The 22,221-nt window shown below is 41.6% G+C and carries 20 protein-coding genes; 7 read left to right on the top strand and 13 right to left on the bottom strand.

The genetic code is table 11. From position 1 onward, the window contains the following. The first annotated feature begins 35 nt into the window (after nt 1-35). The 3 genes from H0262_RS11135 to H0262_RS11125 all read left to right on the top strand — a co-directional run bounded on the left by H0262_RS11135 (nt 36) and on the right by H0262_RS11125 (nt 3,234). Nucleotides 36-1,766, top strand: coding sequence for a virulence factor TspB C-terminal domain-related protein (locus H0262_RS11135; protein WP_181210809.1), 1,731 nt, complete (start codon nt 36-38; stop codon nt 1,764-1,766). Further along, a complete protein-coding gene (locus H0262_RS11130; RefSeq protein WP_181210808.1) occupies nt 1,766-2,056 on the top strand; it encodes a DUF2523 domain-containing protein in 291 nt (96 codons plus the stop codon). Before H0262_RS11135 ends, H0262_RS11130 begins: the two co-directional genes overlap by 1 nt. A gap of 74 nt (nt 2,057-2,130) precedes the next feature. Continuing rightward, on the top strand, nt 2,131-3,234 hold the full coding sequence (locus H0262_RS11125; protein WP_181210807.1) for a zonular occludens toxin domain-containing protein: 1,104 nt from the start codon (nt 2,131-2,133) through the stop codon (nt 3,232-3,234). A gap of 2 nt (nt 3,235-3,236) precedes the next feature. Here the strand turns inward: H0262_RS11125 and H0262_RS11120 are convergent, their stop codons facing one another. Beyond that, nucleotides 3,237-3,530: a hypothetical protein gene (locus H0262_RS11120; RefSeq protein ID WP_181210806.1), complete on the bottom strand. Its 294-nt coding sequence runs from the start codon at nt 3,528-3,530 to the stop codon at nt 3,237-3,239. A gap of 226 nt (nt 3,531-3,756) precedes the next feature. Here H0262_RS11120 and H0262_RS11115 point away from each other — a divergent pair, with 226 nt between their 5' ends. Beyond that, on the top strand, nt 3,757-4,572 hold the full coding sequence (locus H0262_RS11115) for a site-specific integrase (RefSeq protein ID WP_181210805.1): 816 nt from the start codon (nt 3,757-3,759) through the stop codon (nt 4,570-4,572). 299 nt (nt 4,573-4,871) lie between these two features. Here the strand turns inward: H0262_RS11115 and H0262_RS11110 are convergent, their stop codons facing one another. After that, nucleotides 4,872-5,231, bottom strand: a complete 360-nt coding sequence (locus H0262_RS11110) for a hypothetical protein (protein ID WP_181210804.1) — start codon at nt 5,229-5,231, stop codon at nt 4,872-4,874. A 35-nt stretch (nt 5,232-5,266) separates the two neighbouring features. Between H0262_RS11110 and H0262_RS11105 the strand changes: the two genes are divergently transcribed. Then, entirely contained in the window at nt 5,267-6,067 is an 801-nt protein-coding gene (locus tag H0262_RS11105) for an NAD-dependent deacylase (protein WP_181210803.1), read from the top strand. Between the two features lie 11 nt (nt 6,068-6,078). On the opposite strand, the gene H0262_RS11100 is transcribed toward H0262_RS11105, so the two are convergent. The 4 genes from H0262_RS11100 to H0262_RS11085 form a co-directional block, all read right to left on the bottom strand. Beyond that, nucleotides 6,079-7,077 (bottom strand): adenosine deaminase, encoded by a 999-nt coding sequence (locus H0262_RS11100; RefSeq protein ID WP_181210802.1) that lies wholly within the window; start codon nt 7,075-7,077, stop codon nt 6,079-6,081. 91 nt (nt 7,078-7,168) lie between these two features. After that, nucleotides 7,169-7,693 (bottom strand): TPM domain-containing protein, encoded by a 525-nt coding sequence (locus H0262_RS11095; protein WP_181210801.1) that lies wholly within the window; start codon nt 7,691-7,693, stop codon nt 7,169-7,171. A 91-nt stretch (nt 7,694-7,784) separates the two neighbouring features. After that, nucleotides 7,785-8,942, bottom strand: a complete 1,158-nt coding sequence (locus H0262_RS11090; protein ID WP_181210800.1) for a YgcG family protein — start codon at nt 8,940-8,942, stop codon at nt 7,785-7,787. A gap of 265 nt (nt 8,943-9,207) precedes the next feature. After that, nucleotides 9,208-9,840, bottom strand: a complete 633-nt coding sequence (locus H0262_RS11085) for a LemA family protein (RefSeq protein WP_020442783.1) — start codon at nt 9,838-9,840, stop codon at nt 9,208-9,210. Nucleotides 9,841-10,799: 959 nt separating this feature from the next. On the opposite strand from H0262_RS11085, the gene H0262_RS11080 reads away from it, so the two are divergent. Beyond that, nucleotides 10,800-12,350, top strand: a complete 1,551-nt coding sequence (locus tag H0262_RS11080) for a sodium:alanine symporter family protein (RefSeq protein WP_181210799.1) — start codon at nt 10,800-10,802, stop codon at nt 12,348-12,350. Between the two features lie 286 nt (nt 12,351-12,636). On the opposite strand, the gene H0262_RS11075 is transcribed toward H0262_RS11080, so the two are convergent. Then, the gene (locus H0262_RS11075; RefSeq protein WP_181210798.1) at nt 12,637-13,239 is read right to left on the bottom strand and encodes a fasciclin domain-containing protein; all 603 of its coding nucleotides are present in this window, start codon (nt 13,237-13,239) and stop codon (nt 12,637-12,639) included. A gap of 338 nt (nt 13,240-13,577) precedes the next feature. Further along, complete coding sequence (locus tag H0262_RS11070; protein ID WP_181210797.1) at nt 13,578-14,132, bottom strand: fasciclin domain-containing protein; 555 nt, start codon at nt 14,130-14,132, stop codon at nt 13,578-13,580. Nucleotides 14,133-14,686: 554 nt separating this feature from the next. Between H0262_RS11070 and metH the strand changes: the two genes are divergently transcribed. Then, nucleotides 14,687-18,502, top strand: coding sequence for a methionine synthase (gene metH, locus H0262_RS11065; RefSeq protein WP_181210796.1), 3,816 nt, complete (start codon nt 14,687-14,689; stop codon nt 18,500-18,502). Between the two features lie 88 nt (nt 18,503-18,590). On the opposite strand, the gene H0262_RS11060 is transcribed toward metH, so the two are convergent. The 5 genes from H0262_RS11060 to H0262_RS11040 all read right to left on the bottom strand — a co-directional run bounded on the left by H0262_RS11060 (nt 18,591) and on the right by H0262_RS11040 (nt 22,207). After that, the gene (locus H0262_RS11060) at nt 18,591-18,740 is read right to left on the bottom strand and encodes a DUF2256 domain-containing protein (RefSeq protein WP_020442779.1); all 150 of its coding nucleotides are present in this window, start codon (nt 18,738-18,740) and stop codon (nt 18,591-18,593) included. A gap of 51 nt (nt 18,741-18,791) precedes the next feature. Further along, nucleotides 18,792-18,962: a DUF2256 domain-containing protein gene (locus H0262_RS11055; RefSeq protein WP_010196547.1), complete on the bottom strand. Its 171-nt coding sequence runs from the start codon at nt 18,960-18,962 to the stop codon at nt 18,792-18,794. Between the two features lie 29 nt (nt 18,963-18,991). Next, nucleotides 18,992-20,014 carry a PD40 domain-containing protein gene (locus H0262_RS11050; RefSeq protein ID WP_181210795.1) on the bottom strand — a complete coding sequence of 341 codons (1,023 nt, stop codon included), beginning with the start codon at nt 20,012-20,014 and terminating at the stop codon, nt 18,992-18,994. A 241-nt stretch (nt 20,015-20,255) separates the two neighbouring features. After that, on the bottom strand, nt 20,256-20,744 hold the full coding sequence (locus tag H0262_RS11045) for an META domain-containing protein (RefSeq protein WP_133105455.1): 489 nt from the start codon (nt 20,742-20,744) through the stop codon (nt 20,256-20,258). Between the two features lie 350 nt (nt 20,745-21,094). Continuing rightward, on the bottom strand, nt 21,095-22,207 hold the full coding sequence (locus tag H0262_RS11040) for a lipase secretion chaperone (protein ID WP_181210794.1): 1,113 nt from the start codon (nt 22,205-22,207) through the stop codon (nt 21,095-21,097). Nucleotides 22,208-22,221: the final 14 nt, after the last annotated feature.

The raw sequence follows: 22,221 nt of genomic DNA, 5'->3' as shown, positions 1-22,221 counted from the left end.
ATTGCGGTGCTCATCATCACAAGGTAAGAAATATAATGAGAAAAATAATACATATATTCTTATCTCTCGTTATAGTTTTTGGCACTACTTTAAGCGCTTACGCTGCCTCTCCTGCTGGTTGGACTGTTCAAAGTGCTACAACTTACGGTTCATCTACCATCATTAATGCCATAAAAAATACTAGCTCAGGTGCTTTAGCTTCTACTGTCGAATATATCGCACCTGCTGGCAATGTTGCAAAAGAGATTATAAAAATCGGTGGCGGTGTTGCTGCTATTTATGCAATTAGTCAACTGATTGGCGCTGGTGTTGATTGGGTTCTTGATCCTGCTAATAATACTGTTAAATATAAAACCGCATTACCGCACGATGGTACTAATGAATTTAGTTTTAAAGCTGGTGATTTTACCGGTTCTTCTGCTTCTGTTGTTGCAAATCAATATTGCCAATCTATTGGTAAAGGTTCTTTTGTTAATTTTGCCGAGCCTCCTAATTTTAATGTTCCTACTTCTATCGTTGGTAGGGTTGGAATTTTTTATATTAATTGCACACAAGGGCTTTACGGTTCTATTCAATCTACTGATACTGGTTTGCCTTCTGGCGTTAAGTATGAAGATAAAACTATCCCTATCTCTACTGTTGCAGCAAAAGTTGTTGCAAATGCCGAAGCTGGACACGCTCCAAGTCAAGCATTAATAAAAACTGTTGCTATTGCTGATGCTAACAATGGTGCTGTAGATGCAAGGCTTGATGATGCTGCCGTTCCTTACGACCCTGCCAATCCTAACGACCCTAATAATCCTGCAATCCCTTTTGACCCTTCATCTATTCTTGCTGCCATAGCCTCATTAAAATCAATTGTCGATAACGGTTTTTCTACTATGCGCGCAAAAATGGAAACGTTTGCAACTGACTTAGGTTTAATTGATGCAAAAATAGATACTTTGTCTGCCGATGTTGCCGATACTAAACGTGTCATCAATGATGGTATGGCTGACGTTGTAGCTGCTAATAATGCCACTGGTGCAAAGGTTGGCGATGTTGTCGCTGCCATTGAAGCTTTAGAAGGCAACATGCTCACTGGCGAAGTTATTAATGCTGCTGTCGATGAGGTTATTGCTGCTGGTCACACTGACACTGCTAGCATTGTTGCAGCTATTGAAGCAATCGAAGGTAATACCTTAGATGGTCAAGTTATTAATGATGCTGTTGATCGTGTTCTTACAAACGATGATGCTAATGCTAAAGCCACACAAGATGTTGTTAGTGACTCAATAGATAAATCTATAGAAGCTGGTCAAGCCGATGCAACAAAAGTCGCTGATGCTGTAGATGCTCAAACTGATGCAATTACAACTACCGATCCCACCACTGGTCAAAAATCCCTTTCTCTGCCTTCTTTTTGCTCTTGGGCTTCTCCAGTCTGCACCTTTATAGATTGGTCTAAACAACAATGGTTAGAATTTACACTTACTTTCACTGCTTTGAAAGACTGGCTTTTTGAAGATGCTCCACCTAATGACAAAGACAATACTATTGATACCCCTGTTCTCCCTGTCACTCCTGTTCAGGTTGCTATTGATTTTGTAGGTTCTTGCCCTGCGCCTCTTACCTTTGAATATAAAATTTATAACCAAACTTTTAAACCTTCTGTCCCTTTTACGCCTATGTGTGAAGTTGCCATTATGATTAATCCAGTCATAAAAATCTGTGCAACCATTGCTGCTATTTTCATAATAGCTGGTATAAGACAAGGAAATTCCTAATGGGTCTATCATCGATTTTATCTAAGACGGTTGATTCTGCCAGTTCAGGTTTCTTAAAAAAAGCCCTCACTGGGGCTGGTCTTGGTCTTGCTTCCACAGCTGGTGTCACTGTTTTGGTTAACTCATACATTGATAACTTGCGTACATCGACTGGTGGCTTATCTTCTGAGCTTCTAGCTATATTGCATCTATCTGCCCTTGATTATGCGCTTAGCATCATTTTAAGTGCTGTAGTCACTCGCATAGCCTTAAATAGTGTAGGTCTACAGTTATCAAAACTATCTAAATAAGGACGTTCAGAGACGACAACGACGACAACGAGGCACCGAGGCGGAGGAGGCGGAGGAGCTGATAAGGATTAAACATGATACATTTGATTACTGGTACACCAGGTTCGGGCAAAACCTTATATGCTGTTTCTTTGATAATGGCATATCATAAACAAAACCAAGCATTGTTAGAAAAAGGCGAAGCACCACGTCAAATATATTCTGATATTGACGGTCTAGATATAGAAGGTGTCGAACCTGCACCTGATGATTGGCGTGATACCCCTGACGGCTCTATCATCTTCTATGATGAAATACAGCAACGTGACGCATATAAAAAAGCCAAAGGTGATAATGACATTGTTAACGCTTTGCAGGTCCATAGACATACAGGTCATGACATATACGGCATAACTCAATTTCCTATCCTTCTACACGCTAATTTTAACGCTGTTGTTGGCATACACTGGCATTTGCACAGAGGTTGGGGTTTAGCTGCTGCCACAGTCTATCAGTGGGCATATTGTGTTACTGCGCCCAATACACCAAGTAATAAAAGCCTTGCTGAAAATAGTTTTCGCTTTAGTTATCCAAAAGACTTATTTCAATACTATAAATCTGCAACCGTACACACTCATAAAGCACGTATACCAAAGAAGTTTTTACTAATTGTCTTTTTGGTGCTATGTGGTATTGCCGTTTGTTATAAGCTCTTATTTGGTACAGATAATTTTCTCAAGAAAACCGTTAGTGGTACTAATGGCGCTTCTGAAACTGTTGATACTGCAGATGCAAAACCTGATACCCCTGCTACTGGTGAACCTAATCAATCAGTAGCTGATAAACAGCAAATAGCGGATTTACAGCAAGAAATAGACCTACTTAAACAAAAGTATCTAGCACCTCATATCGTTGAAATGACTAAATCAGACGAATTAATACCTGTTTCTATCGTTTCTTATAGAGATACTTGTATAGCCACTAACAAATATGGTGAGCGTTTAAACGTTGACCATTCTTTATGTTTATTGATGATTGATGATCCTACAATGATGCCAAAATCTCGTAATGCTAATGTTTCAACTCAGCCTGTTACATCTATATCAAATCAGCCTCAACAACCTGCTCCTGCTTCTCCCGCAGAACCTGCTGTTAAGACTGTTGACAATCCTTTTCCTGATTCTGTTAGGCAATTATAATTTTAGTATCTGATTTTCATCATCATATGTTCTTCTATGTCTCTTTTTTCTAGTCCTGAAAAGTTTTCTCCGTCTTCTTTTTCTAAATTGTTAACGAATTTTTGTGATTTTTTTTGTACCAGACTATGCATCATTTCTGTGTAGCTTTTACTAAGTGGTTCTGGATGCTCTTTTATTTGTATTCTTTCTTCCTCTGTTCTTAGTTTCATGAAGAGATGCCAAGCTATCGTTTCATTGATCGTAGTTGATGTTCTTTTCATTCTATAATCTTTGTAATTTACTTTAATTGGTTTCATATTTTTTTCTCCCTATGACTTTAAGTTATTGCCTTTTCATGAGTACTATTATACTCATAATTATAAATAACGTCAAGTACTATAGTACTCAAATTTTATATTTACATGATTTTATTGGTTTTTCTTATAATATGTTGCAACCGGTATAACTTATTTATTCCTCTAAATTTAAGGGCTATTTAACATTTGTTTGTGCAATTTGGCACAGACAAACGAGTTAATCACAATGTTTAATAAACTAAGTCAAGTCATCGAGTATTATCAGGAATATCATTTAACAAAGCATAAGTACCAATACAGAGCGGATAACCTCCGCTTTTTTGATGCCTACGATTTAAAGGATTTGAGAAAAAAGGATGTTAAAAAGTACGGACAACTTAGGCGTGTCACTGTATCCAATGGCACAATAAATCGTGAGGTTAGCTTTGCGAAGGCTGCAATTAATAGAGTGATAGAAGATTATGAGATTAAACTCAATAATCCATTTGAGAAAGTTAAGTTTGTAGAAACTGATTACATACCTAACTACCTGAATAGATCACAATATGAAAGATTGCTTAAGTCTGCATTGGAGACAGAAAATCAAACATTGCATGACTTTATTGTATTGCTGACAATGACAGGCTGTAGACCTATAGAGCTGCTAACATTGAAATGGTCAAATGTGCATTTGGATAAAAGACAATTTATTGTCAGGAATTACTATAGTAAGACTAAGCGCACCATGTATAAGTATTTGAATGATGTTGCTTTCAGTGTGTTATTGGACAGACAGCGGCAAGGTGATTATGTTTTTATGAATATGAAAACTAATGATCGTTATCAAAGCTTGTCACAAGGTTTCAATCTATGCAAAAAAAGGGCTGGTGTTCAGTGTACTATGTATGATTTGCGTCATACTTACGCTTCATGGCTCATTCAAAAGGGTGTGGGTATATACACCATTAAAGATTTGCTAGGACACGGTGACATCGATTCTACGATGCGTTATGCACATTTAGATTACGCTCAATACGTTGATGCTGTTTCTTTGATAGTGTAATTTATTGCTGTTTCTTACTATTATTAACATAAAGTTACAAATTAACTTTGTTAGACTCATGACCTCCGAAGCCGAGGGTCGTGGGTTCGATTCCCGCCGAGCGCACCAATCATCGTATTGCGCCATTTCTCAGCACTACCTCAAATCTATAAGACCATTTAAAACAAAACCTTGAAGTTTTTATCATTAATAAGCTCGTCTGTTAATACCTATAAAATGTTGTATATATTATTGTTAACTCCATTTTATGCTGACTTATGACGGAGTATTACTTCTCCTAGCTAGGTATTCGTACCAATCTACTCTGCATCTTGCAAATTGGCATCTAGTTGCGCACGGCTAGGTACACGCTGATAATTAATCACTGGTATATCACCCAAACGGCGTTGACTGGCGGCAAGCTTGGGGTCGATCGTAATCATCGCAATTTTTATATTTTGTCGAGTAACGAGCAAATGACTGCCCTTTCGTGTCACTCGATAATCAGGAAAATACTGCTTAATCATCTCCGCCGTCTTTTGTAAGGCGTCATTTATCGGTTTTTTCTTATCTTTTGACTTTGTATCATGCAAGTTATTTGGCGCACGTGATTTTGCAAAAAACCATAATCCAACGATAACTGCCGTCAATATGACAAGCCACCAAATTCCGTCTATCATAAGAAAGGATATCCATTATTAGCAAGGGTTAGCTTATGTTAGCAGAATTATCATCAGCGTTAATAGCAGAAGTAGAGCGTGCTGCTGAACTATTAGAATCGAAACAGCATATTTGCCTTTTAACTGGCGCAGGGATTTCAGCAGAAAGCGGCATTCCGACTTTTCGTGATAAGCAAACTGGCTTGTGGGAGAATTATCGGGCTGAGGACTTGGCGACACCAGATGCCTTCGCCCGCGACCCAAAGCTGGTTTGGTCATGGTATCAATGGCGCAGACAACTAGTGGCTAGTAAAACACCCAATCCTGCCCATACAGCATTGGCACAGTGGCAGTATCACAGTCAATCGACTAATCAGCAACTGACCCTCATTACTCAAAATGTCGATGATTTGCATGAGCAAGCAGGCAGCGCTGTTACCCACCTGCATGGCAATCTATGGCGTAATCGATGCAGTCAATGTCAGACACCTTATACAATCCAATTAAAAGGCGCTTATGACAGCGAGAATAGCATCAGCTTTGATGAAGCTCTAATGACTTGCCAGCATTGTGATGGTTATATCAGACCTGATATTGTGTGGTTTGGAGAGTCGTTACCGATGCGGGCATGGCAGACAGCAGAGGAAGCTGCCGCGAATTGTGATGTATTTATTAGTATCGGTACTTCCAGCCTCGTCTATCCCGCTGCCGGACTGGCACAATCGGCAAAACATAACGGTGCCAAAATTATCGAGATAAACCCTTATCCAACGCCGAATACGCTAGTCGATATTACTCTGGCAGCAAAAGCTGGTGTCATCCTGCCAGAGTTAGTAAAAAGAATGGGCGTACTATAATAGACAAACCATTAACCTACCGCTTGATCGACTTTGTCCAAATACTGCTGCTTTAGCTCATCACTGATAAATGACGATCTAAAAGAGTTCTTTACCAAGGTGATAATATCATCTTCTGTTAATGGCAAATTCTCACTGATATTGATGAAGTTTTGGTTAATATAGCCTTTAAAATAAGCAGGGTCATCTGAGTTGACAGTGATATTTAGACCATAATCTAGCAGCTCTTTGATGTTGTGCTCTTTATAGTTGTCAAATACTCTCAACTCGATATTAGAATTCGGGCACACGGTGAGCGGCATCTGCTCATCTTTTAGACGCTGCATCAGCTCAGCGCTTTTGATAGATTGCACGCCATGGTCGATTCTACTGATATCCAATAAATCTAACGCTTCATAAATGTAAGAGAAATCCGCTTCTTCGCCAGCATGGGCAACCAACTTAAAGCCTTCCTCTTTTGCCTTTTTAAATACCTCTATAAACTTCGATGGGGGATTGCCTAATTCTGAAGAATCCAAACCGACACCGATAATATCGTCTTTAAATGGCAATGCTTGCTCTAACGTCTCAAACGCTTCTTCTTGTGATAAATGCCGTAAAAAGCACATGATAATACAAGAGGTAATACCATATTGTGCTTTGGCATCAGCCAGTGCACGTTTGATACCTGTTATGACTGTCTCAAACGCCACGCCTCTTGCCGTATGCGTCTGCGGATCAAAAAATATCTCTGTATGAATGACATTATCTTCGACACATTTGAGAATATACTCCCATGTCAAATCGTAGAAGTCATCCTGCGTAATCAAGACATTGGCACCGGCATAATAGATGTCTAAAAACGTCTGCAGATTGGTAAAGTTATAAGCATTACGCACATCTTCTATGTCTTTATAAGGAATCTCTATCTGGTTCTTTTTTGCCAATCTAAACATAAGCTCAGGCTCGAGCGAGCCTTCAATATGTAAATGCAGTTCTGCTTTTGGCAGTCTTTTTATTAGATCAATCATAATATTCCAGTATTGGCGTTGTATATCGGTTATTTATTAAATATAGCGATAAGTGTTTAGTGTAATCTTTCATGCTGATGGCCGTCAGGGTTTATTTTAAAAAAACCACCGTATCAGACAGCTCATTACCTGATGGGTTTTGCTCCAGATGATAATACTGGCGCAGTACTTGGCCAACCTCATCTAGCAATTCAGTCAAGCTTTCTTCTGTCTTCTGATTGGCAATACCGACTACCGCTTTGTCACACATTGCGCGCCAAACTGTTGGGCTAACATGGGCACTGATACCGCGATCAGCAACGATTTCAAGCTTGTGCTCGCAAACATTGACGTATATCAGCACACCAGTATTTTCTTCGGTGTCCCATACTCGATACTCACTAAACAAATCAATCGCACGGTCACGGCAGTCGCTATGATAGGCATCTTGAATAGGCAAATGATTTTCTACGATCAAAAATACCTCGCCGCGGTGACCTTGCTCAGCAAGTGTCACCCGCTCTGTCAATCGAGCTTTTGCCGCGGGCGTTAACCATTTACTATGCAAAACGGGGATAAATAAGACTTGGCGCCACCAGCGGGCAAAGCTGGATTTTGAAGCGTTATTCTCTGCCATGATACTATTTCCTCAAGTACGTCATTACTAATGGTTATTTAGTGTCTTTGCTAGGCAGCTATGAAGCCACTGAAAAACAACGGGCTAATGCTTACCAAGAACCGCCAGCGCCGCCACCACCAAAGCCGCCACCGCCGAAGCCGCCACCACCAAAACCACCGCCGCCGAAGCCACCGCCCCCGCCCATACCCGGCAGGAATATCATACCACCGCCTCTACCTCCTTTACCGCCGCCAGACCCGCCTTTACCGCCGCCGCGTGAAATCAAGAACAGCCATAAAAATATCGCCATGATGATGGTCATAAATAGACCACCGCCCAATGCTAGTGAGCCTGCAACAAAACCACCGGCCGTCAGTACAGAACCGAATACTCGACCAAATATACTGGTAATAAAGCTACCAAATATCATCGCCATGATGAATAGAAAAATAGGAGATGGCAGCTCGTCTGAGCCTTGTTGGGTAGTACGTTCAGCTGCCTGCGCATCGGCACGAGCAAGCACTTCAGGATCAGCAGATAAACGACTTTGTAAGGCCGTGACGCCTGCCAATATCCCTGCGCCATAATTATTTTGCTTAAATAACGGGGTAATATCCTCTCGAATGATGCGATTGACCGCCGCATCTGGCAGTACACCTTCGAGTCCATAACCTGTCAATATATACATATCACGGTCATTGACAGCGACAACCACAAGCAAACCATCATCGATGTCTTTACTACCCAGCTGCCATTTTTCAGCAACTTGCAAGGCATAATCAAAGATAGGCATGCCATTGGTAGTTGGGACAATCACCACTGCTGCTTGTGCCAAACCTTGCTGATAAATTGTACGTAGCTGTGCTTCTAAGCGCTGCTTCTCTTGTGGGTTTAAGATATTAGCTTGATCAATGACAGGACTGTTCAAAATCAGTTTGTCCGCATCGACACTGTCAGCAGTTGATTTAACAGGGGGACGTTTGGTCGCATTTGCCTCTGCCACGCCCTCATTATTGGATGCATTAGGATTGATATCTTCATTACCGAGTATGGTTTCGTTAATCGCCTCATTACCTAAAACAGCATCATCAATAGCTTCATTGGATTCAGCGGCTTTTGCAATAGCCACTAAGTCTTCCACACTGCGATTTTGCGTGGTGCTATCGGCAGCAAGCGTACTGTCATCGGGCGCCGCATGCAATGTAGACGCGCTACTCATAGTAAGGGCGAATAACAACGCTGCTAGGGGTGTTTTTAAATGAGTCATTAACTGTATACCACCTCAAGTCAGATCTTTACTAAATTAGTAGGTAGAGCGGCAATCAGTAAGTATTTAATTAATCAGTACTTGATGCTCTACCTGTTTTTAATGGCTTAACGATATAAATAGGCTTTAAGAGACGCTTATATTTAATATTAGACGCAACCCTATTCATACCAGTAAGAAACGCTAAGACGGCTACACAATTCGTTCAATAGATGAAGCATACCAGCGTGAAATAAACGCATGATTCATCATTATTGATTTGCTGCTATTGAGCCGTCTTTGAGTCGCCATTGTCAAAATCCACGCTTGGTGCAGTAGAAATCTCTTTTTCGTTCGCGACGCTAAAGTTTGGTTTAGCACTCATCCCAAATACTTTTGCCGTAATATTGGTTGGGAATTGACGTACAGTCGTATTGTAGCCCTGTACTTCTTGGATATAGCGGTTACGAGCAACGGCGATACGGTTCTCAGTACCTTCTAATTGCGCTTGCAAATCTTGGAATAGCGCATCAGATTTCAGTTCAGGATAACGCTCAGACACTGCCATCAAACGTGATAGTGCACCCGTCATCTGTTCTTGCGCCGCCGCATAACGCTCCATCGCTTCAGGATCATTGAGTACTTCTGGCGTTACGGTAATACCACCAGCGCGTGAGCGGGCTTCAGCCACTTGTGTAAAGACTTCCTGCTCTTGCTTGGCATACTGCTGTACTACTTTTACCAAGTTTGGCACCAAATCCGAGCGACGTTGATATTGGTTGACCACCTCTGACCATGAAGCCGTCACTTGCTCGTCTTGAGCCTGAAGATTATTATAACCACAACCTGTCAAGCCGACAGTAGATGTGGCTAATACCGCTGATAGCAAGATGGGTTTTACAATGGATTTACGGGTCATTGTGGATTCTCCTAATAATGATAAATATCAAACAACTGATAACAAAATTTTAAAATGGCTTTTGACTGCTTTTTTTGATACTGACTTCAATACTATGACTATATAAGCTTATATTTTGTAGCCTACAATATGTTGTGCTAATAATGGCGCTATAACGCTTTTTTTACAATTCATCGTTACCAAAACACAACCGCAAGCAACGACTTGTAGCATAATCTCTCGCTCTGTTTTGACTATGTATCTATATAACATAAATTATTGAAAAATCATCCAAACTGAGATAAATCGACCTTATGCCATATTCTACGGTACTTGTTGCCATAATAAAGCTTGCCATAACATATATATAGCTGCCGCTAAGAAGAAATTTCTAGTAATTGGGTAAAAAATATGGCAAATTGCAGTTACGTAGCTGTACGGTTTGCATACATTTGGTAGTGGACTTATTTTCTTCATAGTACTAGCGATTCGTTTATTTATCATTTAAAAGGATTAATAGACAGATAAATCATCGCTTTATGACTCTATTACGCAATTGTACTTAGCCGATACCGCTCATAGTAAGCTGAATGCCATCGCGATGATGGGTATTTAAAATTATAACCGCCTGTTTTATCCACTGGTTTATTTATAACAGCGTTTATGTTTATGGCAGGATGACGGATTACCAAAGTAAAGAGACAGTAAAAAGATGGCAACCATCGCCAATCGATTGATATTTATATATAAATGATATCAAGAGATGAGCAAATACAGCCAAACTTTGATAATAAACCAAGCGGATAAACACAGACAACTACAGTCCATTCTTGGTGACTATGTACATATGAAGCTTAAATCATTGTTTTAAGTACATGCAGATAATTTGAGTGGTTGGCTTTAATAAGGATATTAAACCGTTAACTCACTCTATGCATCCCCATATATAGTCATTTTGAGACAGTTGAAGGAATAGATATATGGAAGGTTTAGTCAATTTAGTAAACGGAATTATTTGGAGCCCTGCATTAATTTACTTATGCTTGGGCGCAGGTCTATTTTATTCCATCATGACGCGCTTTGTACAAGTACGTTTATTCGGTGAAATGATCAAATTGCTATTTACTGGTAAATCTAGTGAACAAGGCATTTCATCGTTTCAGGCACTTGCCGTCTCGCTTGCTGGTCGTGTGGGTATGGGGAACATCGCAGGGGTAGCAGCCGCTATCGGCTTCGGTGGTCCTGGTGCTGTATTTTGGATGTGGGTAGTTGCTTTCCTAGGCGCATCTACTGCTTATGTTGAGTCGACACTGGCTCAGATTTACAAAGAAAAAGATGTAATCACTGGCGAATATCGCGGTGGCCCTGCTTACTATTTTGAGCGCGCACTTGGTCAAAAATGGTACGGCATCCTTTTTGCAATCTCATCTATCCTTGCTTGTGGTATGTTCCTACCAGGCGTACAGGCAAACGGCGTTATCAGTGCTTTCGCGCAGGTAATGGGTGAAGGTTCTATCGTTAATATTGGAGCCTTAGAAGTCGGCTCTATGCGGTTAGTAGCATTGGGTATTATTCTTGTGGTATTAGGTATCATCATCTTCGGTGGTATCAAGCGTATCGCAACGTTTACCGAGTATGCGGTTCCTTTCATGGCAATCGGCTATATTATCCTTGCACTGATCATCATGTTTGCTAACTTTGAGATGATTCCAGAAGTATTTGGCTTAATCGTTGGTGATGCGTTTACTGCTCAAGCAGGTTTTGGTGCAGCGATTGGTTGGGGCGTAAAACGTGGTATTTACTCTAACGAAGCCGGTCAAGGTACAGGTCCTCACGCTGCTGCTGCTGCTGAAGTTGAGCATCCATCACAGCAAGGTTTGGTACAGGCCTTCTCGGTTTACGTTGATACGTTACTGGTTTGTTCTGCTACTGCATTTATGATCTTAACGATGGGTACTTATAACATCCAAGGTACATTACCCGATGGTCAATTCATCGTCCAGAATGTAGCGGCTACGACTGAAATCAACGCTCCAGCATTTACGCAAATGGCAATGGAATCTGTCTATGGTGGTTTTGGTAATACCTTTATCGCTATTGCCGTCTTCTTCTTTGCCTTTACAACCATCTTGGCTTACTACTATATCGCTGAAGTGAACGTTGCTTACTTGACGCGCTTTATCGGTCGCGGTGCCAATAAAACTGGTCTATTTTTAGTTAAAGTCCTAATCATGGTAATGGTTGCCTATGGTGGTCTTAACTCAGCCGGTTATATTTGGGCAATTGGTGATATTGGTGTTGGTCTTATGGCTTGGCTCAATATTGTTGGTATTCTTGTTATCTTCTTTGTGGCACGTCCGACGCTTACCATGCTTAAAGACTATGAAGCACAGCGTAAAGCTGGCGTAACGCGCTATACATTTGATCCTGCAAAATTCGGTATCAAAAACGCGCCTTATTGGGAAGAGCGTCATCTAAAAGAGCAACAAAGAATAGCGGCACAGGACACTTTAAATAAAGAGCATCGTTAATCCTCTGTAAAGTATTTGCCTACTAGCCAGTTATTAAAAAAGCCCGAGACCATTGTCTTGGGCTTTTTTGTATGTGCGCTCTTGCCTCTTTTCTACTATATTCGGTCCTAAATAAAAGAAATACAAATGTTATAAGGTACTACTGGATTCCTTGTAAATTGCATCGATTCAAATTATTAGCAACAATTAATAGGCAGCAAAAAGCCCAACTCAATGGCTGGGCTTTAAGTATTTTTACATCATTTACTGTTTACAAGAAAGACTTAGTAAGTCTATTAACCAAAACTTATTTAGGCAATAAAACTGTATCAATTACATGCACTACACCATTGGTTGCCATCATATCAGTGCCAACGATATTGGCGGTATTACCATTTGAATCTGTAATGACATTGGCATCACTAATCGTGATGGTTTGACCATTCGCCGTTTCAATCGCAGTACCGTAAGGAATATCAGCGGCTTTTACAACCATAGGTACGACATGGTATGGAAGCACACTTTTTAGCGTCGCTTGATCAGCAAGTAATTCTTCTTTGGTAATGTTCAACTTAGTCAATAAACCAGCAAAGGCATCATCAGTAGGTGCAAATACTGTGTACTTGTCTTCAGCCATCAGCATCGAATCAAGTCCAGCTGCCTGTAGTGCAGCGGTCAAGATGGTCAAGTCTTTATTGCCAGCTGCCATCTCACCAATAGTCTGCGTAGCTGCTGCTTCAGGGGCAACATCCGCTTCAACCATTGGTTCAGCTGCGGCTTCTGGCTCAACGACTACATCAGTGGTTGCTTCTGGCTCAACTGGCTCAGCAACGACTTCTTTATCGTTACAAGCTGCTAATGACATTGCTGCCGCCACGACGGCGATAGATAGTAAGTTCTTTTTTAACATAAGACATTCCTTTGATATTAATAACTATTGAGTGAATAACAATTTGATAAGTACTGATTCGATAAGTAATAATTTTTGCATAAACAGTTTTTTTAAAATGCACAATACTGTTTAGAATATGACATCTTTTAAAGGGACGTTATCTGAAATCATCTACAATATTAACTGATTGATTTTTAATTGATATATTCTTAGGTAGTAGCACTGTAGCAATCACGTATATAACACAGGCGTTTCGTTATCTGAATCTATAACGAATTTAAGAGCTGCATAGAACAGCTCTTAAAAGATTGATCCTATACGCATATAATGGCTAGTTTTAAAACCTTACCAAAATACTATCTAGGCATTAGAACTCTATCAATCACATGTACCACACCATTACTGGCAGTAATGTCCGTTTTTAAGAGATTTGCTGTACGTCCACTTTCATCCATCAATTTGCCTTGGGCTGTCACCATAAGCGTGTCCATGCTTAGCATAGTTATATTGCCTGGTCTAACATCCTTGGCATAAATAGGTGCTGCGGCGTTAATCACGTGATAGCTTAAGATTTTAGTCAATAGTGGTTTATTGGCAAAGAGCTGTGCTTTGCTCATGTTATTTTCTTGTAACGCTTGCATAAAGGCAGCATTGGTTGGCGCAAGAATCGTATAGTTGGCATTAGGATTAGAGAGCGCGCCCGCTAAATCAGCGGCAACGACAGCTTCTACGAGTACAGAGAAGTCAGGATTGCTTTGGGCAATTTGTACTACATTCATTTTTGCCATTGATTGGCTATGCATGGGCGCTTTCATAGGAGCGCTTTTGGCTGGCATCATATTGTTACAAGCACTTAGACCTGCAATTGAAACAGCTAAAGTACCAATAGCAGCGATTTTGATGATTTTCATAACATTATCCTTAATGAGTAAATATCTATAGTCTGTTGGTTTTTATCTGGTAGGTCAGATGAGATTGGCTTTCCTTAGCAGCAACGCTTAACGATCTAATTACTGATTTGATAGTGCATGATTAGCCATGAAAAATAATATATAGGCAAACTTGCAAATAAAATCATCAACCCTTACTAATAAGCACCGCTTATGAAACATCAACCCTTCTGAAATTAAATTAACATATCCTTAAGTGGCGTAAACGGCTATTTACGCTACTTTTTGTGGTGTGCATGTAATCTGTATTTGCATTATAAAGTGATACTTTTACGTTTATAATCATAAGTAAAGCTTTCTGTAACCCTAAAGATAAATGATATTCATTTGTGCTCACACGCTTTATGCAATAGACTTTGATAACCTGACATTGGCAATATATTTTCTGCTAAAATCATCTGTATTTATTTACTATTTTTTACTGGCATTGATGGTTTTGACGTCTTCTCTATTAAAAATTATAACGACTTTTTCCTCTTCTTTTTTATAACATTGACTCTATAAGCAGCGCTCCTATGACTCCAACAGCCCGTTCTCAAACTGATACCTCTTCAACCAATCTAACTGATACCAGTAACCCAAATGCCAATCCCAATGACTTTATATTAACGCCGCCTGCTGTGTTCCCTTATAAGGATCAGCAGCTAACCGCACGCGCACGTATCACGGAGCAAATGGCAGCACGGATTTTGATGCTAGATGGTGCCATGGGCACGCATATTCAGAACTATAAATTAGAGGAAGCGGACTATCGCGGTGATCGCTTTGCTGATATTAAGCAAGATGTCCGCGGCAATAATGATTTATTGGTGCTGACGCAGCCGCATATGATTAAAGAGATTCATTTGGCGCATTTGGAATCCGGCGCTGATATTATCGAGACCAATAGCTTTAATGGTACGCGGCTGTCGATGGCAGACTACGATATGCAGTATCTCGTGCCTGAGCTAAATAAAACGGCTGCTAAAATCGCACGTGAAGCCGCTGACGAATACACTGCGAAGAATCCAGAAAAACCACGCTTTGTCGCTGGGGTTATTGGTCCGACATCGCGTACTTGCTCGCTATCACCTGACGTTAATGACCCCGCCTTTCGTAATATTACCTTTGATGAATTAGTGCTGAACTATCGCGAAGCAACCTTGGCGCTAATGGAAGGTGGCGTTGATATCATTTTGATTGAGACTATTTTTGATACGCTCAATGCCAAAGCAGCAATATTTGCCGTCACAGGCGTCTTTGATGATATTGGTTTTGAATTGCCAATTATGATTTCAGGCACGATTACGGATGCGTCAGGTCGGACATTATCGGGTCAAACGGCGGAAGCGTTTTATAACTCCATTCGTCATGCCAAACCGCTATCAGTTGGCTTTAACTGTGCGCTCGGTGCGGACGCGCTTAGACCCCATATCCAAACACTATCGAATATTGCCAATACTTATGTCTCTGCGCACCCAAACGCTGGTCTGCCTAATGAGTTTGGGGAATATGATGAAACTGCCGATGAAACAGCTGCACTGCTTGAAGGCTTTGCCAAAGCAGGCATTCTAAATATCGTCGGTGGCTGTTGTGGTACAACACCTGAGCATATCCGTCAAATCGCTAACATGGTAGCAAAGTACCCACCGCGCATCATTCCTGAGATTCCGCCTGCCTGCCGTTTATCTGGTCTTGAGCCATTTACTATCAATAAAGACAGTCTATTCGTCAACGTTGGTGAACGTACCAACGTTACGGGTTCGAAGAAATTCTTACGCTTAATTAAAACCGAAGCTTATCTTGAGGCGCTTGACGTTGCCCGTGACCAAGTCGAAGGCGGCGCGCAAATCGTCGACATCAACATGGATGAGGGGATGCTTGACTCCAAGCAAGCAATGATTCACTTCGTTAACTTGGTGTCAGGCGAGCCAGACATTAGCCGTGTGCCGTTGATGCTGGACTCATCGAAATGGGACATTATCGAAGAAGGTCTTAAACGCACCCAAGGTAAGTGTGTCGTCAACTCTATCTCATTAAAAGAAGGTCATGCTGAGTTCGTCGAGCGTGCCAAGCTCTGTATGCGCTATGGTGCCGCTATTATCGTCATGGCATTTGATGAAGATGGACAAGCGGATACCTTTGAGCGTAAAACTCAAATTTGTAAACGCAGCTATGATGTGTTGGTCGATGAAGTAGGCTTCCCCTCTGAAGATATTATCTTTGACCCCAATATTTTTGCGGTTGCTACCGGTATCACTGAGCACAATAACTACGGTGCCGACTTTATTAACGCCACCAAATGGATTACAGAAAACCTGCCCAATGCGATGGTTTCGGGCGGTGTCTCTAACGTCTCGTTTAGTTTCCGTGGTAACCCGATTCGTGAAGCCATCAATTCTGTATTCCTTTATCATGCGATTCAAAACGGCTTAACGATGGGTATCGTCAACCCAGCTATGCTTGAGCTATATGATGATATTCCAAAGGAAGCACGCGATGCCATCGAAGATGTGATGCTCAACCGCAATCAAGGCGAGACAGGTCAAGATGCCACCGAACGGCTGATGACCATCGCTGAAAACTATCAAGATGGCGGTAAGAAAAAAGACAGTACCGTCGATATGAAATGGCGTGAAGGTACGGTCGAAGAACGGATTGCTCATGCGTTAGTAAAAGGTATTACCACCTTTATCGAAGCGGATACTAAAGAAGCGTGGGAGAAATATCCGCGCCCACTTGAGGTCATCGAAGGACCACTGATGGACGGTATGAATATCGTCGGCGACTTATTTGGTGCCGGAAAAATGTTTTTACCGCAGGTCGTGAAATCTGCGCGCGTCATGAAGCAGTCCGTCGCGTGGCTAAACCCGTACATTGAAGCTGAAAAAGTCGAGGGTGAAAAGAAAGGTAAAATCCTCATGGCAACGGTCAAAGGTGACGTCCATGATATCGGTAAAAATATCGTCGGCGTGGTGCTTGGTTGTAATGGCTATGACATTGTTGATTTGGGCGTCATGGTGCCGTGTGAAAAAATCCTCGATACCGCGATAGCTGAGAAAGTCGATATTATTGGCTTATCAGGTCTGATTACCCCAAGCCTTGATGAGATGGTCTATGTCGCCAAGCAAATGCAAGAGCGTGGCATGACTTTGCCATTGATGATCGGTGGTGCAACGACCTCAAAAGCACATACGGCGGTCAAAGTCGAACCACAATACCAAAACAATGGTGTCATCTATGTGGCGGATGCCTCACGCTCTGTCGGCGTAGTGACCAAGCTACTGTCAAAAGAGCATTGCCAAGGTCTCATTGATGAAACCCGCGAAGAATATATCAAGGTGCGTGAGCGTCTGGCTAAGCGCCAACCAAAGGCGGCGAAGGTCACATATGCCGAATCGGTCAAGATTGGCTTTCAGTATGATTGGGACAACTATGTGCCACCGACGCCTAATAAATTAGGGCAAGTGATCTTTGACGACTATCCTATCACTAACCTGCTGCCTTATATCGATTGGACACCCTTCTTTATCTCTTGGGGACTTGCTGGCAAATATCCAAAAATATTGCAAGATGATGTGGTTGGCGAAGCGGCGCGTGATTTGTTCGATAATGCTAATGAGCTGATGCAAAAGATGATTGATGAGCAATTAATCGTCGCAAAAGGCGTGTTTAAACTCATGCCAGCTCGTCGTACTGGCGCGGATACCGTCACCGTTTATGATAAAGCACCGACTAAGGGCGGCATAGCAGAATATCAATTTGAACATTTACGTCAACAAAGTGACAAAGCCAGCGGCAAGCCAAACTTTAGCTTGGCAGATTTTATCTCACCATCGGATACGCACACGGATTATCTTGGCGGCTTTACTGTTTCGATCGTTGGAACAGAAGCGCTGGCTGAGAAGTATAAAGCGGCTGGTGACGACTATAATGCCATTATGGTACAAGCATTATCTGACCGCTTAGCCGAAGCCTTTGCCGAACATCTGCATGAGCTGATTCGCAAAGAATACTGGGGCTATCAGGCTGATGAGAGCTTAACCAATGAGGATATGATTAAAGAAAAATACGTCGGTATTCGCCCTGCACCTGGCTACCCTGCCTGCCCTGAACATACGGAAAAAGGCAAACTGTTTGAATGGCTTGGTACGGTTGAGGCTATCGGTACGACCTTGACTGAAAGCTATGCGATGTGGCCTGCGTCATCAGTCAGCGGCTTTTATTACTCACATCCTGATAGTGAGTACTTTAACGTCGGTAAGATCAGTCGTGATCAGTTAGAGAGTTATGCTGAGCGTAAAGGTTGGGATATGAAGACGGCTGAGAAGTGGTTGAATCCAAATTTGTAGGTTACTAATGATTTAGATATCTATTTAGCATACAAACTTTATCATTATTGATAAGCCAAATATCAAACATTGATATTTGGCTTTTTATTCATTCACTATGTTTATCTTTCCCCCGCCGACACTTCTCCGAACAATAAATCACCTGTGCCCAATCCTTCTCCCACTTCTTGCGCCAGGCAAAAGGACGCTGGCAGACGGGGCAGGTTTTTTGCGGTAAGTTTACTTTTTTGTGTGCCATCGTCTGCTCCCTTGTGCCGTATATCTAATATCTATGGTTAGTTATTACTGCCTATTTATCTTCTTTTTGATGATCCAATCCTTCATATTTCTTCACGCGGCGGCATTGGTCGGAGCAATAGACCATGCTCTCCCAGTTTTTATCCAACTTTTTAGTCCAACTAAATTCGCGCTCGCAGACAGGACAGAGTTTTTTGCGGACGTTCTTCTTTTTATGCGCCATGATATTTACCTTTAAGTTAAAAAAATCGCTTAACGACCCCAAATTGGTGAGCGCACTACTCCGCCCGTTTTACTGCTAATTGCATAACTGGTATTCCCTTCTAGAGAATGGATAACCAAGCTGCCGCCACTTTGACTGCTTTGACCGCCTACTTGTCCACCCAAATTTGACTGACGTGTTGGATAGAGGGCGTATTGTCCAGAAGGCGACAGTCGCGCTGGCTCATCGAGTCCCGTTTCTGCCAGATTGATGACTTGTCTGGTGGTAAGCATCATTACTGACGCCTTGCGACCATTAAGATATGCCAAACGTTGACTATCTAAGCTAAGCTGAGGACTAGCAGCATAGGCTCCCGTCGATATAAGCGCGGCGTTGCCCGTGGCAAAGATATAACGATAAATGCTTGGGCGACCAGCGCGGACTTTATCACTGGTATAGACAAAGCTCTGCCCATCGCTGGCATAGCTTGGCTGCACTTCAGTACTCGGTAGCGTGGTGAGCTGTTTGGTATCGCCATCGCTTAAACGCATCTCATAAATATCGGCATTGCCGCCGACAGTTGAGCTATAAAGCAGCTTTTTGCCATCCGGTGAGAATGACGGTGATAAATTGCTACCTTCTACATTGACGACCAAATTATGACTACCGCTTCTGACATCATAAATATAAATCTTTGGATGCTGACGCGCGGCTTGTTTGCTATAAGCGAGCATTTGACCATCCGCTGACCACGTAGGCGCGTAGATATAGCCATTTAGCTGATCAATCAATTGACGCCCGCTACCATCGGGGCGGATACGATATAGCGTCGAGACCTTGGCAGCACCCACGCCTTGCTCCTCTACATAAGCAATATAGCCTTGTCGATCTATTACTGGCATGCCAATAGTGAGCGGATTATTCATAGCCATCGCGCTAGGCGCTTTGGACAAAGCAGTTGGCATGGTCTGGCAGCCTGTTAATACCGCCAGCATTGAAAGCATGATAATAGGAACAGTACTGTTTAGCCTATGAATATTAACAGTCGGTTTTAAGAGAGTGGTTTTTAACATAAGATAAAGTCCTATAGATCCATTCGATATGAGCTATTTAAAACGTGCAACTTACTATTAATAATATCAAGTAGAAGAGTGCTGAATGAAATATAAGTCATCAGGAACAGTGATGTCGCTAGTGTAACGCAGATTGGTCTCTTCTTTTAAACAAAAACTTTAGACGAAAAAATGCCCCACTGCTAAGTGAGGCATTTTTTATATACGGTTATAGTATAACGATAGTAACTGACTGTCTCTATTATTTAGCAACCGCTTTAAAATGAGCGACTTGACTGCTATTTTTGATGGTCAAGATAGGCGTGTTGTTTGCATTGGTGCTGATGCTATATTTACCTTGTACTGTAGCAAGCGTCGCTGTATCAAAGCTGGCTTGTGGCTCAGGGCATGCCATCATAGTAGATAGAACATTGCCTAATACAACATTGCCATTCACAACATTATAGTTAGAACCCATGTTATTACAAGTATTGACAAACGCAACACGGTCATTGCCGTTGTCTTTGAAGAATTTTAGGGTAAGTGGTTTGGCTGGATCAAAGAATAACTGAGTGACTTTATCGCCATTTGCGCGCTTTGCATCAACAAGCTGCCAATCATATGCTTGTAGTGCATTAGCAGTAATTGGTTGAGTCACAGGTGCCGTTACGATAGGGGCAGTTTGGCAACCAGCAGCCAATGTACCTACAGCAAGGGTAGCAGCCATCATCATTTTAGTCATGTTTTTCATATAAACTCCTATAAGTTTCAAATATTAATATACAAAATAAAATATTCATTGTTTATTTTTTAATCAGTAGCGTTTGCTCTGATCAATTTGTTGTTTTCTTTATTCTAAACAATGGGGCTATTATGCCCATTTCTCATAAGCCTATCATTATAGATTGAGTACCAATTAACGCTATATTTGTACCATTTTACGGTATTTTTGCTAACATGCCTTGTTAAGCCAGTTATTAACTGCTAACACATAATCTTTTGTCTGATTCTTAAGAATTGCTTTACTGCCTAAAAGCCTATCAAGCTATATTTACGGTTTTTACTTACCTTTAAATTCATATCTATAGCTTGTCTTTTTGGTTAATTTGTATCGGCAGCTTTCTGCTGCTGTAGGGCGGCATAGCCTGTTAAACGCTTGCGTTCAGAGTCGTTAAACAATTGCCTTTCAATCTGATTGATTTGAGCTTGTGATTGCGTTTGTGATTGACTAGTACTTTGTTTTAGAATCTGCTGTTTTTGTGCTTGGTACTGCTTGAAACGCTTATCAAAGCTAGCGTCTGCTTGATCTACTTGCGCTAAGCGTGCTGCCGCTGGTGCACCGACCAGCTCACGACGCATATTATACAGCGCTTCAGGTGTGGCACCTTTTGTTTGCATTTGCTCTGTACGCGTCATCAGCTCGTTTAGATTGGCTTGCTGGGCGATATTGGTTTTGGTTGCATTGTCTGGCATACGGCTGATGTAATCTTGTTTTGCGGCATCTTTTTGCGCATCAGACAGCTGGGAATTCTGACTGATTCTGACCATCTCCATACTATAGTCGTTATACTCATCTTCTGTCCCAAAGAAGGCGGTAATGGTTTCTTTATCAAAATGCTGTTGGCGCAATCTAGCGACATCTTGTTTCTGCTGAGCGACGACACTTAAATCCAGCTCGCCACTTTGGGTCGCTTGCAATTGCAGCGTACCGTATTTTTTCTCAATCTCAGGTATGGCCTTGAGATAAGCCACATAATGATCAAATATAGCCACCGCTTGACTGGCGGCTGGCTCTGGCGTATGACTGCGGATATAACTCTCTACGCGAGCGTAAATAGCTGATGCCTCTTCTTCACCAAGCGCTGATAAAAAATAATCAAACAAACGCCTTAAGCCTTCTGTGATGACCAGTTGCTTGTTTTCATCAATAATAATCTCACCATCGACATCTGTCCCTTGCAAGGAACGCGGTAGACTCTCAAGTCCTGTGGTAAATTTAATTATGTTTTGATTCGATTGTTGGCTCATATTGCTATCAGAGCTCGCTTTATTTACGGTATTAGTGTTAGCTTGATTGTCTAGCGTTATAGAATCCGCTTGAGAAAAAGCGTTGCTATTATTAACAGGCTTGAACCACCAAATAATCGCTACTATTAGAACGACTATCACAGCAATAATAATGGACAATAAGGGTGAACGGCGATTATTTGACATAACGACAATATCTT

Source organism: Psychrobacter sp. D2 (assembly GCF_013608135.1).
Taxonomy (GTDB): Bacteria; Pseudomonadota; Gammaproteobacteria; order Pseudomonadales; family Moraxellaceae; genus Psychrobacter; species Psychrobacter cryohalolentis.
This window is presented reverse-complemented; position numbering and strand designations above follow the sequence as displayed.

Excerpts from the sequence above, each read along its gene's own strand:
- H0262_RS11135 (WP_181210809.1), top strand. The coding sequence starts at position 36 with ATGAGAAAAATAATACATATATTCTTATCTCTCGTTATAGTTTTTGGC.
- H0262_RS11130 (WP_181210808.1), top strand. The coding sequence starts at position 1,766 with ATGGGTCTATCATCGATTTTATCTAAGACGGTTGATTCTGCCAGTTCA.
- H0262_RS11125 (WP_181210807.1), top strand. The coding sequence starts at position 2,131 with ATGATACATTTGATTACTGGTACACCAGGTTCGGGCAAAACCTTATAT.
- H0262_RS11120 (WP_181210806.1), bottom strand. The coding sequence starts at position 3,530 with ATGAAACCAATTAAAGTAAATTACAAAGATTATAGAATGAAAAGAACA.
- H0262_RS11115 (WP_181210805.1), top strand. The coding sequence starts at position 3,757 with ATGTTTAATAAACTAAGTCAAGTCATCGAGTATTATCAGGAATATCAT.
- H0262_RS11110 (WP_181210804.1), bottom strand. The coding sequence starts at position 5,231 with ATGATAGACGGAATTTGGTGGCTTGTCATATTGACGGCAGTTATCGTT.
- H0262_RS11105 (WP_181210803.1), top strand. The coding sequence starts at position 5,267 with ATGTTAGCAGAATTATCATCAGCGTTAATAGCAGAAGTAGAGCGTGCT.
- H0262_RS11100 (WP_181210802.1), bottom strand. The coding sequence starts at position 7,077 with ATGATTGATCTAATAAAAAGACTGCCAAAAGCAGAACTGCATTTACAT.
- H0262_RS11095 (WP_181210801.1), bottom strand. The coding sequence starts at position 7,693 with ATGGCAGAGAATAACGCTTCAAAATCCAGCTTTGCCCGCTGGTGGCGC.
- H0262_RS11090 (WP_181210800.1), bottom strand. The coding sequence starts at position 8,942 with ATGACTCATTTAAAAACACCCCTAGCAGCGTTGTTATTCGCCCTTACT.
- H0262_RS11085 (WP_020442783.1), bottom strand. The coding sequence starts at position 9,840 with ATGACCCGTAAATCCATTGTAAAACCCATCTTGCTATCAGCGGTATTA.
- H0262_RS11080 (WP_181210799.1), top strand. The coding sequence starts at position 10,800 with ATGGAAGGTTTAGTCAATTTAGTAAACGGAATTATTTGGAGCCCTGCA.
- H0262_RS11075 (WP_181210798.1), bottom strand. The coding sequence starts at position 13,239 with ATGTTAAAAAAGAACTTACTATCTATCGCCGTCGTGGCGGCAGCAATG.
- H0262_RS11070 (WP_181210797.1), bottom strand. The coding sequence starts at position 14,132 with ATGAAAATCATCAAAATCGCTGCTATTGGTACTTTAGCTGTTTCAATT.
- metH (WP_181210796.1), top strand. The coding sequence starts at position 14,687 with ATGACTCCAACAGCCCGTTCTCAAACTGATACCTCTTCAACCAATCTA.
- H0262_RS11060 (WP_020442779.1), bottom strand. The coding sequence starts at position 18,740 with ATGGCACACAAAAAAGTAAACTTACCGCAAAAAACCTGCCCCGTCTGC.
- H0262_RS11055 (WP_010196547.1), bottom strand. The coding sequence starts at position 18,962 with ATGGCGCATAAAAAGAAGAACGTCCGCAAAAAACTCTGTCCTGTCTGC.
- H0262_RS11050 (WP_181210795.1), bottom strand. The coding sequence starts at position 20,014 with ATGTTAAAAACCACTCTCTTAAAACCGACTGTTAATATTCATAGGCTA.
- H0262_RS11045 (WP_133105455.1), bottom strand. The coding sequence starts at position 20,744 with ATGAAAAACATGACTAAAATGATGATGGCTGCTACCCTTGCTGTAGGT.
- H0262_RS11040 (WP_181210794.1), bottom strand. The coding sequence starts at position 22,207 with ATGTCAAATAATCGCCGTTCACCCTTATTGTCCATTATTATTGCTGTG.